The sequence below is a fragment of the Clostridium sp. CF012 genome (assembly GCF_018861755.1).
Lineage (GTDB): Bacteria > Bacillota > Clostridia > Clostridiales > Clostridiaceae > Clostridium_AD.
Map to the genome: position 1 here is coordinate 29978 of NZ_JAHLEF010000007.1, position 14918 is coordinate 44895.

13 protein-coding genes are annotated in these 14918 nt (G+C 30.2%); 7 read left to right on the plus strand and 6 right to left on the minus strand.

Going from position 1 to position 14918, the window contains the following annotated elements:
* Positions 1–253 precede the first annotated feature (253 nt).
* From pgmB to KPL50_RS08640, 4 genes are all read left to right on the plus strand, one after another.
* Positions 254–901, plus strand: coding sequence for a beta-phosphoglucomutase (pgmB, locus tag KPL50_RS08625; RefSeq protein ID WP_216298059.1), 648 nt, complete (start codon positions 254–256; stop codon positions 899–901).
* A 102-nt stretch (positions 902–1003) separates the two neighbouring features.
* Positions 1004–3313, plus strand: a complete 2310-nt coding sequence (locus KPL50_RS08630; RefSeq protein WP_216298060.1) for a glycoside hydrolase family 65 protein — start codon at positions 1004–1006, stop codon at positions 3311–3313.
* 158 nt (positions 3314–3471) lie between these two features.
* Positions 3472–3945 carry a hypothetical protein gene (locus KPL50_RS08635; protein WP_216298061.1) on the plus strand — a complete coding sequence of 158 codons (474 nt, stop codon included), beginning with the start codon at positions 3472–3474 and terminating at the stop codon, positions 3943–3945.
* 84 nt (positions 3946–4029) lie between these two features.
* Complete coding sequence (locus tag KPL50_RS08640) at positions 4030–4617, plus strand: protein kinase (protein ID WP_216298062.1); 588 nt, start codon at positions 4030–4032, stop codon at positions 4615–4617.
* A gap of 69 nt (positions 4618–4686) precedes the next feature.
* Here the strand turns inward: KPL50_RS08640 and KPL50_RS08645 are convergent, their stop codons facing one another.
* Positions 4687–5166, minus strand: coding sequence for a hypothetical protein (locus KPL50_RS08645; protein ID WP_216298063.1), 480 nt, complete (start codon positions 5164–5166; stop codon positions 4687–4689).
* A gap of 360 nt (positions 5167–5526) precedes the next feature.
* Between KPL50_RS08645 and KPL50_RS08650 the strand changes: the two genes are divergently transcribed.
* Complete coding sequence (locus KPL50_RS08650) at positions 5527–5715, plus strand: hypothetical protein (RefSeq protein ID WP_216298191.1); 189 nt, start codon at positions 5527–5529, stop codon at positions 5713–5715.
* Positions 5716–5761: 46 nt separating this feature from the next.
* On the opposite strand, the gene KPL50_RS08655 is transcribed toward KPL50_RS08650, so the two are convergent.
* Together KPL50_RS08655 and KPL50_RS08660 are read right to left on the minus strand one after the other, a co-directional pair.
* Positions 5762–7771 carry a YgiQ family radical SAM protein gene (locus KPL50_RS08655; RefSeq protein ID WP_216298192.1) on the minus strand — a complete coding sequence of 670 codons (2010 nt, stop codon included), beginning with the start codon at positions 7769–7771 and terminating at the stop codon, positions 5762–5764.
* Positions 7772–7910: 139 nt separating this feature from the next.
* The gene (locus KPL50_RS08660) at positions 7911–10652 is read right to left on the minus strand and encodes an EAL domain-containing protein (protein ID WP_216298064.1); all 2742 of its coding nucleotides are present in this window, start codon (positions 10650–10652) and stop codon (positions 7911–7913) included.
* Between the two features lie 484 nt (positions 10653–11136).
* Here KPL50_RS08660 and KPL50_RS08665 point away from each other — a divergent pair, with 484 nt between their 5' ends.
* Positions 11137–11523, plus strand: coding sequence for a hypothetical protein (locus KPL50_RS08665; RefSeq protein WP_216298065.1), 387 nt, complete (start codon positions 11137–11139; stop codon positions 11521–11523).
* A 96-nt stretch (positions 11524–11619) separates the two neighbouring features.
* Positions 11620–12855 carry an MFS transporter gene (locus tag KPL50_RS08670; protein WP_216298066.1) on the plus strand — a complete coding sequence of 412 codons (1236 nt, stop codon included), beginning with the start codon at positions 11620–11622 and terminating at the stop codon, positions 12853–12855.
* 67 nt (positions 12856–12922) lie between these two features.
* Here the strand turns inward: KPL50_RS08670 and KPL50_RS08675 are convergent, their stop codons facing one another.
* The 3 genes from KPL50_RS08675 to KPL50_RS08685 all read right to left on the minus strand — a co-directional run bounded on the left by KPL50_RS08675 (position 12923) and on the right by KPL50_RS08685 (position 14757).
* The gene (locus KPL50_RS08675) at positions 12923–13234 is read right to left on the minus strand and encodes a hypothetical protein (protein ID WP_253200526.1); all 312 of its coding nucleotides are present in this window, start codon (positions 13232–13234) and stop codon (positions 12923–12925) included.
* Between the two features lie 62 nt (positions 13235–13296).
* A complete protein-coding gene (locus KPL50_RS08680) occupies positions 13297–14154 on the minus strand; it encodes a DegV family protein (RefSeq protein ID WP_216298067.1) in 858 nt (285 codons plus the stop codon).
* 279 nt (positions 14155–14433) lie between these two features.
* Positions 14434–14757, minus strand: coding sequence for a hypothetical protein (locus tag KPL50_RS08685; protein ID WP_216298068.1), 324 nt, complete (start codon positions 14755–14757; stop codon positions 14434–14436).
* Positions 14758–14918: the final 161 nt, after the last annotated feature.

The window sequence follows — 14918 nt, forward strand, 5'->3', positions numbered from 1 at the left end:
ATTTTACTTTTGTGACTTCTTCTACTTTACCTATATTTACTTTGTTACACCATTGAATTTGTTGAATGTATACTGTTTAAATATTCTAACCATAATGTTTACACTAATAAAAAATAATACAAATTATTTTGTGCAAACGCATTCACAAATGCATGATTTTATATTATTATATAACTATGGGGTTAACATATTATAAGTAAACACATTCATTAATATTAATATAGTAATTTTCACAGACATAAGGGAGGAAGCTATGCACAATATTAAAGCAATTATATTTGATCTAGATGGAGTATTAGTTAATACCGCCAAATATCATTACTTAGCATGGAAGAGACTTGCGCAGGAACTAAGCATTGAGTTTTCACTGCAAGACAATGAGAGATTAAAAGGTGTAAGCAGAATGCAGTCACTGGATATCATATTAGAGATAGGAAATACTACTTTAGACTATGATACAAAAATTGAACTAGCCCAAAAGAAGAATATTTGGTACGTAGAGTATATTTCTGAATTAACTCCAAAGGATATTCTACCTGGGGTTATTGACTTTTTAGAAAGCCTTAAAGTAGATAGCATAAAAATTGCATTAGGTTCTGCAAGTAAGAATTCTATGCTTATTCTTGATAAGTTAAATTTAACGAATTATTTTGATGCGATAATTGATGGTACAAAAGTATCCAAAGCAAAGCCTGACCCTGAAGTTTTTTTAAAAGGTGCCGAGGCTCTTAATGTATTGCCTAGTGAATGTATTGTCTTTGAAGATGCGCAGGCCGGAGTGGAAGCTGCCATTAATGCAGGTATGTATTGCATTGGAATAGGCTCTAAAAATATATTAAAGAAAGCTCATTTAGTCCTATCAGGATTTTCTGATATGACTTTTGATAAATTAAAACTATAATGGGCTAAACAATTGATAATTGTTTAGTGCCACAGAGAAATACTAAGAGGATAAACAATTGATAATTGTTTAGTGCCAAGAGAATAACTAGGAGGCCTTTTGATGAAACACTATTATAAATTAGACGAATGGAATATTATTGAGCAAGGCTTTAATGCAGATAATAATGAAATATCTGAAAGCATATTCAGCTTAGGCAATGGATATATGGGACAAAGATCAAATTTTGAAGAGGAATACAGTGGTGCATCTCTTCAAGGAAATTATATAGCTGGGGTTTATTTTCCTGATAAAACTAGGGTTGGTTGGTGGAAAAACGGCTATCCAGAATATTTTGCTAAGGTTTTAAATTCAACAAATTGGATTGGTATAAACATTAAAATTAATGATATTTCACTAGATCTTGCTAAGTGCAGCGTAAAAGAATTTGAGAGAGTTTTAAATATGAAGCAAGGATATTTACAAAGAAGTTTTGTGGCTGTGCTTTCAAACGGTAATGAGATTAGAGTAAAGGCTAAAAGATTTATAAGTATGTCACGGGGAGAAATAGGTGCAATAAAGTATTCTATAGTGCCATTAAATTTTAAAGGCAAACTAGAGATTACACCTTATCTTGATGGCGATGTTGTGAATTCTGATTCCAACTATGATGAGAAGTTTTGGGATGAGATTTCTAGTGAAGTTAAACCTTATGAAGGATATATTCTACTCAAAACCAAGAAATTAGATTTTCACATCTGTACGTATATGACTTATGAATTAACTAAAAACGATGAAATAATTAAACCTATTATCGAATTTAAGCAAAGCGAAAAATATATTTCTAATACTGTATTAGTCAATTGCAATGAAAATGATGAAGTTGTAATATATAAATATGTTGCAAATACCTCCTCAAGATATTATGAAAAAGAAGATTTAATTGAGATAACTAAAGAACTTTCTAACAAAGCTAAAGTGGACGGCTTTGAAACATTACTAAAAGAACAAGCTGATGCTTGGGAAGAAAAGTGGCAGGAGAGCGATATAGTTATTGAAGGTGATGTGTCAGCACAACAAGGTATTAGATTCAATATATTCCAATTAAACCAAACCTATACTGGAGAAGATTATAGGCTAAATATAGGACCAAAAGGTTTCACTGGTGAAAAATATGGCGGGAGCACTTACTGGGATACCGAAGCTTATTGCATCCCCTTCTACTTAAGTACTTCGCAGGAAAGAGTATCAAGGAACCTTTTATTATATAGATACAAACAGTTAGACAAAGCAATAGAAAATGCTGAGAAATTAGGTTTTACAAATGGAGCAGCCCTTTATCCAATGGTAACAATGAATGGTGAGGAATGCCATAATGAGTGGGAAATAACCTTTGAGGAAATACACAGAAATGGAGCCATAGCTTATGCTAATTATAATTATGTGAATTATACTGGAGATAAGTCTTGTTTTGGCGAATTTAGTCTTGAGGTGCTTACTGCTATATCAAGATTTTGGGCTCAAAGAGCTACTTTCTCACAAAATAAAAGTAAGTATGTGATTTTAGGTGTTACTGGGCCTAATGAATACGAAAACAATGTAAATAATAATTGGTATACTAATAAAATTGCCTGTTGGACGCTGCAGTACACACTTGAGGTTATAAAATACCTAAGTGAAAATGAACCTGAAAGATTGAGCGTAATTAAAGAAAAGCTTAATTTTGTAGACCAAGAAATGATCACTTGGAAGAATATCATAGAAAATATGTACTATCCTTGTAATGCAGAACTTGGAATTTTCCTTCAACAAGATGACTATATGGACAAAGAGCAGATATTGGTTAGTGAATTAGATAAGAAACATCTACCAATAAATCAAAACTGGTCATGGGATAGAATACTACGCTCTTGCTTTATAAAACAAGCGGATGTACTTCAAGGGATTTACTTATTTGAACAGGAATATGATATTGATACAATTAAAAGAAATTTTGATTTCTATGAACCTAGAACTGTACATGAGTCTTCCTTGTCCCCTTGCATCCATACTATACTAGCTGCAAAAATCGGAAATTATGATAAAGCTTATGAAATGTATTTAAGGACCTCTAGACTTGATCTTGACAATTATAACAACGACACAGAAGACGGTTGTCACTCTACTAGTATGGCAGGAACATGGATGGCAGTAGTTCATGGTTTTGGTGGTTTGCGTGTTATAGATAATAAATTAATTTTAAATCCATTTATCCCTAAACACTGGCTATCATGCTCTTTTAAAATAACCTTCAGAAGTGCACTTTTAAACATTAAATTTAATGATAGCATTCTTCAAATACAAAATGAGAGTGACATAGAAGTGAACTTATCAGTTTATAACAGTGATTATAGTTTAACTGGAAATGCTTTATTAGAAATTCCAATACAATAAACCAAGGACATTTAAAATTAACCAAATGTCTCAGCACTTATTTTCAGTGCTGAGGCTTATTTCTGTTTACTCATGTCACTTATTTTGTTAAGATTAAATAGGTTAAATTATAATTAATTTAATGGAACAAAAGAAAAATTGAAAAACGGAGGATAGTTATGAATTTTAATAATAAAAAAATTAAAGCAATAGCAGATAGAATTATGAATAGAGCAGTTAAAAGCGGCTTTAAGAAGGATGATATAGAAGATTTTTATATAGAATCATTATTAAAACAAACCACCTCACCTAGAACTCGCGATTTTATTGAACTGTCCTATTATAAGGGAATATTTAAAGGGTTTCAGTATTCTGAGACATTAATTAATTCAAATATAGTGCAAATCAATAATAACACTTATGCTGATGAACTTCAAAAGCAAAATGCTAGTCTAATTAAAAGGCTAGAAGATCTCAACGATGTGGTTTTTAAAATCAAAGAACCTCCGCAAAATACAGGCAAAATAATTCAAGATGGGAGAAGCTTTGTTTCTTATAGGAACAAATTTATAAATAACATTAAGGAAGCAATAAAAATGGCATCAGATAATAAGAATTATTTAGATAATAAGAATTATTTAGATAAAAAATAATTATTTTATTTTGTTCATATCTAAGAAATACTTATAAACTTTCATCATATAATATAGTAATATAATTATAAAGAAGATGATATTATGGATAGAAATGGTAATTATTATATTCAATTAAATAGCAAAGTAGAAAAAATGCTTAGAACATCAGAGTTTTTAGGGTCTGGTCATAATGGAATAGTATATTCCCTTCCCAACCAAAGAATAATCAAAATTTTCAAAGATAAAAGAATTTGTGGTAAGGAATATAATATTTTCGCAAAAACTAAAAGGAGCAAATATTTTCCTAATGTTTACGAACATGGTGATTACTACATTGTGCGAGATTATGCAAGTGGCGAGCGGCTAGACAAATATATAAAGAAACATGGCATTAATAAAGAAATCTCACATAACCTAATAGAACTTATTGAAGAATTCAAGAGGCTAAATTTTAAGAGACTAGATATTAGGTGTAAAGACTTATACTTAAAAGAAGATCTTTCGATTACAGTAATCGATCCTAAAAATAATTATTCAAAGAGGGTAATTTACCCCAGGCATCTAATGAAAGGCCTAAACAATTTAGGTGTACTAGATGAATTTTTATTAGTAGTTAGAGCTGAAAGCTCTGAAATTTATGAATTATGGAATTTTAACTTCAAACAGTATTTAGAGAAAACCATAAAATGAATCATAATCATTTAAAACAGTATAAGAGGCTGCAATTCACAAAAATTGAAGCCTCTTACCATTGGGTTATTATAACACCTTTAACTCTCTTAGCTCATCTAAAAATTGTTGAAAGTTTAACACCCTTGAAGTATCTAATATGATTTTTGCACTTCGGAGCATTTTTTTATCTTCAGTAACAAGGGTATAGCCCTTATTCCTTTCGCAAATATCAATTAGGCTATAATCATTTATAGAGATTTTATCTCCATTAATAAAATATATACTTTCATTCTTCTCATATTTAATAAAATGACTCCCTATGAAACCTTGAGTAAAAGTAGGACTATTATTAGTAATAATATGTCCTAATAGTTTTAGAAATTTATTTGAGAGTACAAAGTCTTCGTTGAATTTCGCATATTCTTTTACAGATAACTCTCCAGCTATATCCTCAGAAATTTTAAAATCAACTGATTCAATATTTTCTATAGTATCTAGTAATGTAGGATATTTATTCCACACTTGTATAACTATATTAGTATCCAATAAATATTCTTTACAAATCATTTTCTTATCTCCTTTTAGAAATAAATCTATATTAGATTTTCAATAAAAAGACATCTGCAATGTAAGCTTAACTTTATATTTTCTACTGGTTAAATTTAGAATACAATCAGCGTACACTTTAATCACCTACTACTATTAGTTTTATTAATATTATATTCACCAATAAATAAATGGTTAACTATTATTAATTTTCTTGCTTGTTTCACCTTGATAAATCTAGATAATGGCACTATAATTTAGATATTAGTATATGATTTCTTAAAAGTTAATTCGTTATGTGAAATTCATAAATTAATTTTATAATAATTAAATCAAAAATAAGAAGGAGGACATAGCTGCTTGCAGCTAATAAATATAATTATGGAATTACATGTATTTTTAAAAGGTAGTAAACAGGCTGTTATTTATAAAGGCGATAGAATTGATGTTTTAGATTTTGAGATGAATAAAGTTAAATATAAACAAATTAGATATTTTAGGAAGGGTTTCAGTAAAAGTGAACTAGTAGAAGAAGAGAGTATAAATAAAATAGTTAAAATGGAATTATAATAAATACCTACATCCATATTATGGATGTAGGTATTTATTATAATTTTTATTTTCTTTTTTTCATCTTTGCTTTGTTTTTGTTATCTTGCCTATTTCCAAAATTCGTCTTATTTTCAGTTGTCGTAGGCTTATTTTTTCTTTTGTGGTTTTTATCTATAGGCTTATCTTTAATTGTATTTTTTTCGTTTCGTCCTTTATCTTTGCTCTTTTGTTGACCTTGTTTATTGCTCGTGGTACTTAAATGTTCTTTATTTTTTTGTCCACGTGGTTTTATTAAACATTTAGGTCCGTAACCAATAAGATCTTCTCTATTTGCTTCAATTAATGCAGAATATACCAAATCATATTTCATAGGATCTTTATATTGGAGTAATGCCCTTTGCATGGCTTTTTCATGCTTGGTTTTAGGTATATGAACTTCATCAAGGGTGTTTGGATCAATTCCTGTATAAAACATTGTTGTTGATGGTGTTCCTGGCGTTGGATAGAAATCTTGAACTTGTTCAGGTTGATAGTTAGTATCCCTAAGGTATTCTGCCAGTTCTACTGCTGAACTTATGCTGCATCCTGGGTGGCTAGACATTAAATAAGGAATAAGATATTGTTTTTTTTCTATTTTCTCAGTAGCCTTATAAAACTTTTCCCTGAATTTATCATAAGTTTTGCCCGCTGGCTTGCCCATAAATTTTAAGACTTTATGAGAAACATGCTCTGGTGCGACCTTTAGTTGCCCACTGACATGATGCTTAATAAGTTCATTAAAAAAGGTTTCATTTTTGTCTGCCATAATATAATCATAACGTAGACCTGAACGTATAAAAACTTTTTTAATATCTGGCAATTCTCGAAGTTTCCTAAGCAAATTTAAATATTCCATATGATCAACATTTAAACTTTTACAGGGAGCAGGATGCAAGCATTGTTTATCTCTGCAAGCACCTACTTTTAATTGTTTAGCACATGCAGGTTGTCTAAAATTAGCAGTAGGTCCTCCTACATCATGAATATATCCTTTAAAACCCTTTAATTTTGTAATTTCTATGGCTTCATCTATTAGTGAATTTTCACTCCTACTTTGCACAATTCTACCTTGATGAAAAGTTATGGCGCAGAAAGCACAGCTACCAAAACACCCTCTTGAACTAACTAAACTGAACTGAACTTCCTCTATAGCTGGAATTCCACCCATCTTTTCATACATAGGATGATAACTTCTTTGATAAGGCAAGCCATAAACAACATCTAATTCTTCTCTAGTAAGTGGCATTTCTGGTTTGTTTTGCACAAGATACTTATTAGTATGCTTTTGTACTATAACTCCACCACGAATTGGGTCTTGTTCATCATATTGTATTTTAAAAGCCTGTGCATATTTTTTCATATCATTGCAGACTTCCTTATAGGATGCTATTTCAACGTGGTCACCAATATTTTCTATGTTCTCTGTTACATAACATGTTCCAAGCTCCTGTGTAATTTCTTTTATATCTATACCTTCATTTAACTTATTTGCAATGTTAACAACTTGTTTTTCACCCATGCCAAATATTAGTAGATCTGCCCCACTATCGATTAGCATTGACTTTCTTACCTTATCACTCCAATAATCATAGTGTGCAAATCGCCTTAAACTTGCCTCTATTCCTCCAATAATAAGAGGAATACCTTTATATGCTTCCCTTATTTTATTGCAGTAAACTATAGTTGCTCTGTCAGGACGAAGACCCATCTGTGCACCGGGAGAATACAAATCTTTTTCTCTTATTTTTTTACTCACTGTATAATGATTAACCATAGAATCCATATTACCAGCATTAACCAGGAATCCTAGCCTTGGCTTGCCCAGCTTCTTAAAATCTTCTGTATCTTTCCATTCAGGTTGAGCTATTATTCCAACTTTATAGCCTTCATTTTCAAGAACCCTTGAAATAATTGCCGTTCCAAAACTATGATGATCTACATATGCATCTCCTGTAACTATAATAAAATCTAATTCAGTCCAACCTCTATCTAAAATATCACTTTTACTAATAGGTAAATATTTATTATCTTTAATTACTTCCACCTTCTTTTGCTTTAATCGTAACTCCCAATATGTAATTCAAAATACAATTATAGCATTCTTTACGCTTAAATTCTTTGAAATTATTAAATTTGAAAAAATTTCGTATTTTGTTTCTATTTATTCATGAATTTCAATTTTTATCGGAAAGTAAGTTGGTAAATTCCGTTACGCATAATGGTTTACTATAATAATATCCTTGTGCCTGATCACAACCCCTTTGTATTAAAAATCTTTCTTGTGCTTTGGTCTCTACGCCTTCCGCAATAATCTTAAGACCAAAGTTTTTACCGATTTCAATTATAGAAGTGGCTAGTGATCCATTGTCAATACTTGGTATATCCTTTATAAATGATCTATCAATTTTTAATTTGTCTATAGGGAGTTCTTTTATATAGCTTAGGCAAGAATATCCTGTTCCAAAATCATCCACGGCTACCTTCACAGATCTTCCTCTTAGTTCTTTCAAAGTATGAATTACTTTTTCCATGTCATTAATAAACATACCTTCAGTAACTTCAACTTCTAAATTTTTCGCTGGAAGCCCTGTTTCTAACAAAATATCTTTTACTATCGCAAATAAATCTGTTGTGGTAAATTGTAATGGTGAAACATTTACAGCAATACACAAATTATCATAGCCCATGTTATGCCATTTTTTAGTCTGTCTGCAAGCATTATAAATGACCCATTGACCTATTTCTTGAATTAAACCAAACTCCTCTGCTAAGGGTATAAATTCATCTGGAGTTATGGGTCCTAGAACCTTGCTATTCCATCTAAGTAGTGCCTCCATGCCAATGATTTTCTTAGTCCTGAAATTTATTTGTGGTTGATAATGCAATTCCAATTCGTTATTATATAGCGCATGTCTTAGTTCATATACCATATTCATTCGCTTTTGAGACATATTATTTAATTCTTCGTCATAAAATTTATATTCTCCCCTTTGCTTTTCTTTTGCACGATTTAGTGCAATAGACGCAAATTTTAACAATGAATTTGAATTATCACTATTTCTTGGGTAGGTGCTTATGCCCATACTCGCAGTTGTAAATATTTCTTTATCTTTTATAAAAATAGGGGTTTTAAATACATCTAAAATATGTTCTGCCTCTGTAATCATTTTTTCAGGCTCTTCAGTGTTATGATACAAAATCACAAATTCGTCACCTGTTATTTTAAATATTGCTCTTGCATTTTTTATACCCTTTAGACGAGCTGAAATAACTTTCAAAACTTCATTTCCACCCTGTCTTCCAATGTCTTCATTTATTTTTCTGAAATCATCAATACCTATTATAATTACGGTTATACTGTCATATAACTTAATATATTCCTCTAGGTCCCTTTCTAAAACATTCTGATTTGGTAAATTTGTTATGGTGTCATAACTTTCTAAATGTTTAATAATTCGCTCTTTATCAATTCTATCCTCTATCTCATTCTTCAGTACCCCATTCTGCTCTTTTAAACGCTGAAAGGTTGTTCTAATTTCAAAAAGCATTTTTTCAATAGTTTCAGCAAGTCTTCCAAATTCATCATGAGACCTTACATCTAATTTCACTTCATAATTCCCATTCTGTATCTCTAAAGCAGCATATTCTAATTTCCTTAAATTACTTGTCATCTTACTAAATAAAAAATAAATAGCCACGCCCAGAAATAAAATAATACTTATAGATACTTTAGCTTGATTAATAAGTATCTGTTTTTTAGTTCCGCTTATTTGCTCGCGTACATTATTATATGTTCCAAACAATTCTAGCTTAGGAACTAAAAACCCTAAGGTCCATGTATCCTTTGAAAAAGAATTCCCCTTGCTCCAGGTATTAAAGGAACTTAAATTTTGTTGAAAAAGAATATACTTTTCCCCATTTATAGCTAATTCAGTTTGCTCAATTTCCATAGTAGTAGGTAATTTAATTTTTTTTACTGACTCATATTTACTGTCCTTAAAAAATCTTTGCATCGAATCATATTCTGCGCTAGAGGCTGGCTTTAAGGTGGAATCTATCATTGTTTTTAGTCCTAATACTTTTTCTCCATTTTCATTTACTGCAAATATGTTTCCATTAGAGTGGCTTAAGTATGCGAATCCACTACTCGCAAGTTTTAAATTTCTTGTATAATTTATTATTTCATCTAATTCAATATCTAAGCCAATAGTCCCTTTAAATGTGTCTCTTTGCTTATTCCAAAGTGGTAGACTTAGGGTCATTATTACTTTTCCTGTAGATCCATCCACATAAGGTGGCTTAATTATAGCTAATGCTTCAGGGTTTTTCTTATATTTCTCTCCATTTTTCATTAGTTTTTCAAAATCTTCAACTAGTCCCGGGCTAAATGCTTGTAAAATAGGAGTGTCCTTAATAGCTGGATATATTTTATCAAACCCATTGCCTATATCATTCCATGGAGCACTTCTTATAAATTCTTGTCCCTTTGCACCTTGATAATATACAGCTACTTTTTTTTCGCCATATTTATAAATAGAGGGTAAAATCAAATCTAGAATTGCTGATCTATCAATTTCCCTTTGAACTTCAGGCTTTATTTTCATGCTTCTATCCAAAAGATATCTTTCAATGTACAAAACTGTAGGCTCATTATCGGTATTTTGATACCATCCTCCGTTGAAACTTATATTATCCTTAAAAAATGGCAATGTATTTGCAGTGCTAATTAGAGGTTTGAATTGCTCTTCATTGTCTAAGAACTTTTGATAAATTTCTGCGGTAACAGCTTGCTCGGCAAAAAATTGATTCATTTTCGTTTCTATAAGTTGCGAGGTAATTGTTATATAGTTGTTTAAATATTCCTCATTTAAGGATACTATTCCTGTATTTATCTCTTGTGAGGCGCCATTGTACAATTTGTTAATTCCTGAATATGACACATAGACTGTTAATAGTAAGGCTAGACACACACTGAAAATGGAAATCAAGTAAATTTTCAAAGGAAATTTACTTAATAATGTCTTATTTATTTTAACAATCACTTTTTTAAATAGTGAACTTAACTTCACAGTGTGTCACATCCTTTATATAAAAATTATAAGATATTTTGACTAATAAGAAAAAAACATACATATATATATTACTATATACATATGTATGTCTTTTTTCAATAGAAAATTAATAAAAAATTAATGAAAAATTCATAATGAATAAAAAATATAATTTGTTTTTATGTTTTTCCATATAAGCTGAGTTTCAGATTTATATTGGTTGATTTTATTTAATAACATTTTTCATGAATTTACATATAATAAAATTATAATGAAATTTTATTATAATTTTACATGTTTGAATCAGGGTTTCCCTTCTTTTAAATAATTAATGAGGAGAAAATTTATTATGAAATTAATTAGTAATATGAACAATGAAAATATGGAATGGTGTGAAGAAGAAGCCGCAACTAGTAACGGTGGCAATATTCAGCAAGATTTTGAAATAAATATCCATAATGGAAAAGGCTTTTATGAAACGGGGGTCAACAATACTTTTTGGTCAACGTTAATTATTACAGCTAAAATCTTTCAGCCTCAAAATGGAGTTTGGACAATTATAATTAAAGATAAAGCCAACAAAAATTTAATAGTTTACCAAAATCATCATATGTTACATGATAATGAGATTTCATTTAGTTATAAAACAGGCTTAAAAGTAAATTTTTTAATTGAAGCTACTTGGACGCAGCCTAAAGACACAATTCTAAGTGGGGAATTATTCATTAAATACTAGTTTAACTGTATCTCAATACAAGTTATGATTTAATTGAATTCTGTAATTTATTATAATATAATGAATTGAGTTAGTATAAAGGGGGATATAAGGTTTATGGACAGTGAAAAAAAACACAATGATGATGGGGTAGTTAAAAAACAAAAGATTAAAAAAAAAATTTCAAGCTTACTGAATAAGTTTAATAACGATAGGGATTTTAAATTATTTTTAATAGTAGGACTATTTACTGGAATCGCAAGTGGAATAAACTCAACCGTATTTAATAACTTTTTAAGCGATACATATAAATTAACTGCGACTGCTAGAGGTATTGTAGAATTTCCTCGTGAACTTCCAGGTGTTCTAATAGTAGTAGTACTCGGAATACTCGCATTCCTTGGGGACATAAGAATAGCAATAGTTGGAATGATATTTGCTGCACTAGGAATGCTTGGCCTTGGTTTATTTTCTCCCTCTTTTGCCACTATGCTTTTGTGGATGATGTTACTTAGCCTAGGCACACATATTTTTATGCCACTATCTGCTGGTATAGGCATGAATCTTTCTGAAAATGGAAATTATGGTGCAAGACTCGGAAGATATAGTGCATATAACCTAATTGCTACTATTGTTGGTTATGCAATTGTATGGTTTGGATTTGAATATTTTAGACTCACATATCAAATAGCCTTTGTGCTAGCATCAGTTTTTTACATTTTCGCAGCATTTTTTCTTGGTCTAATGAAATCTAAAAAACCTAAGAAAAAAAAGGTAACCCTTGTTTTCAAGAAAAAATATACTCTATATTATTGTCTTAGTGTAGTTAATGGGGCAAGAAAGCAGATTTTTTTAACCTTTGCCCCTTGGGTGCTTATCCAAGAGTACCAGGTTGATCCTCCTACTTTCGCTAAACTAGGATTGATAATTGCTATATTAAGCATTTTTACAAGAACCATTGTTGGCAATGCTATAGACAAAAAAGGTGAAAGATTTGTGCTTTCACTAGAAGCTATAGTTCTTATAGTAATTTGTCTGGGTTATTCTTTTGCAGCTGATTTAGTTCCAACAAATATTGCAGTGGTTATTATTGCTGGGTGTTACGTTATTGATAATTCACTAAGCGTAGTAGAAATGGCAAGATCTACTTATGTAAAAAAGATTGCTATATGCCCAGAAGACGTTATCCCTACTCTATCTGCCGGCACGAGTTTTGATCATGTAATTGCTATGTCAATACCTTTTGTAGGTGGTATATTATGGACAACTATGGGATATCAATATGTTTTCATTGTTGCTGCATTCATTGCCGCTATCAATTTGGTATTGTCTTTAAAAATAAAAATAAATTGATTAAAAAAACCATTAAATCTTCTGATTTAATGGTTTTTTTAATAGAAACTTTGAAAAAATGAGTATATTAAACTTGTTCATTAACTTTTCCTAATAACACAAAAAAATCTTCTTCGTTTTTTCGTTCTAAATATGTGTCTATAAGTGCCTGAGTAGACATTTTACCTAGGCCTTTATATCCATTATCTAATATGTCAGTTAAAACATTCATAAAATAATCTTTGCTTTTATCTATATCCTTAAGCATTTTGTAGGATATATCCTGTATTAATTCTTCTTTTATACACTCTCGTAGTTTCTCTGTATATTCCTTCATAAATATTTGTGTTTCTTCAGGGTATGCAGAAAAATCTCCCGACATTATATCTTGAATATTCATTATGGACACTCCTTAGCACTTTCTGTTTTTGAAACAAATTCTTATTATAAAACAGATATTATTTAATTTTTAATAGGAGCTTGTTTTACTATAATAATTCCTAGTAATCCAGGTCCTGTATGAACTCCTGCTACTGGACTTATTTCTCCAAAGGATAATCTTGTTATGTTTGGAAGAGCAGCAATCATTTCAGAAAAGGGCTTTACTTCTTCATAAGCTCCACCATGCATGACCCAAATTTTACAAGGAGTAGTTTCAAGAGCTTCTCTTGCTATATCTACAAGCTTGCTTATGGCTTTCTTTTTCCCCTTTGCCTTTGCATAAGTATAGTAGACACCATCACTATTAATTGAAATTATAGGTTTTATATTTAATATTTCACCTATAGTACCAGAAACTTTTCCTATTCTACCGCCCTTGATTAGATATTTAAGTGTATCCACTGCGTAGTAAACAGTGACTCTGCTTTGTATTTCAGGAAGAGCTCCTACAATTTGCTCAAAACTTTTCCCTGACTTTAGCATTTCCCCACATTCTTCAACAATGGCTGCTTCACCAATGGTTAGTGATTTAGAATCAAAAACACAGGTTTCTATAGATGGGTGATTTTCACTTACCAATCTCAATGTATTATATGTTCCTGATAAATTTGCAGATATTATTATTGCAATGGCATGTGTATAACCTTCTGCTTCAAGCTTTAAATACATGTCTTCCATATCCTGCATTGAAGGTAATGAGGTTGAGGGTATTTCATATACAAAATTATCATAAACCTCTTTTGGGGTAATAGTTACTCTGTCAATATACTCTCTGTCTTTATATATAATTCTCAGAGGAAGTACTTTCAAATCGTATTTTTCAATCATTTCTTTATCAACATCTGAAGTACTGTCCGTAATAAGCGCAATCTTACTCATTTTAACTTCACCTTTCTACATTGAAAATTTTTAACTAGCTTTAAGGTACTAAATAAACTAGGTCAAAACACCTTAATCTAATCTTTCAACAATTTACTAGTTAACAATATTATATCCTTATATGCCTATAATTAAAACACTTTTATTACTACCACTTTCAGTATTTCTTTATAATTTTCTTGAAAAACCCATAGTAGCTCCCCGCTTTATATAGGACTTCTATGTTTTTCAATTATTATAATCCTTTCATTAATTTCCTCAATTAATTTTTAAGTATATTTATTTTCTATGATATTTATAATAAGCCATAATCTCTACATTTTCTCCAGTTTTATCATCAGTATAGCTCAAAATCGCTCCTTCTTGACTCAGTAATTCAGAGCATTGTAAATTTTCTATGGAATGTGTAAAAATAACTTTATTATCACACTTTATATTAAACTCGCCACTGTTAATATCTATTACACAGCTCTTTCCTATTATAGATTCACCATATTTATTTGGATCTCTAGTTGTTACGTACCTTACTTCAAAATTATTAATTCTCATAAGTCGTGCTTCATTTTCCTTTTTTTCTTTGAATTTTTTACTTTTAAAAAACATATCATCACCCTATCCTATGTATTAATTATATTATACAACAAAATAACCAGTAAACTGATTGTTTTTTTTGAGAATGCTTAACCACATAATTTTATACTCCTAAACATATACTTCTTATAGATATGAATCTAGTAAAAGCTTCACTTATAATTGCATTATCA

Bases quoted from the DNA above. Each gene is read 5' to 3' on its own strand.
- KPL50_RS08635 (WP_216298061.1), top strand. From the start codon at position 3,472: ATGAATTTTAATAATAAAAAAATTAAAGCAATAGCAGATAGAATTATG.
- KPL50_RS08680 (WP_216298067.1), bottom strand. From the start codon at position 14,154: ATGAGTAAGATTGCGCTTATTACGGACAGTACTTCAGATGTTGATAAA.
- KPL50_RS08650 (WP_216298191.1), top strand. From the start codon at position 5,527: ATGGAATTACATGTATTTTTAAAAGGTAGTAAACAGGCTGTTATTTAT.
- KPL50_RS08665 (WP_216298065.1), top strand. From the start codon at position 11,137: ATGAAATTAATTAGTAATATGAACAATGAAAATATGGAATGGTGTGAA.
- KPL50_RS08630 (WP_216298060.1), top strand. From the start codon at position 1,004: ATGAAACACTATTATAAATTAGACGAATGGAATATTATTGAGCAAGGC.
- KPL50_RS08645 (WP_216298063.1), bottom strand. From the start codon at position 5,166: ATGATTTGTAAAGAATATTTATTGGATACTAATATAGTTATACAAGTG.
- KPL50_RS08640 (WP_216298062.1), top strand. From the start codon at position 4,030: ATGGATAGAAATGGTAATTATTATATTCAATTAAATAGCAAAGTAGAA.
- pgmB (WP_216298059.1), top strand. From the start codon at position 254: ATGCACAATATTAAAGCAATTATATTTGATCTAGATGGAGTATTAGTT.
- KPL50_RS08675 (WP_253200526.1), bottom strand. From the start codon at position 13,234: ATGAATATTCAAGATATAATGTCGGGAGATTTTTCTGCATACCCTGAA.
- KPL50_RS08685 (WP_216298068.1), bottom strand. From the start codon at position 14,757: ATGTTTTTTAAAAGTAAAAAATTCAAAGAAAAAAAGGAAAATGAAGCA.
- KPL50_RS08670 (WP_216298066.1), top strand. From the start codon at position 11,620: ATGGACAGTGAAAAAAAACACAATGATGATGGGGTAGTTAAAAAACAA.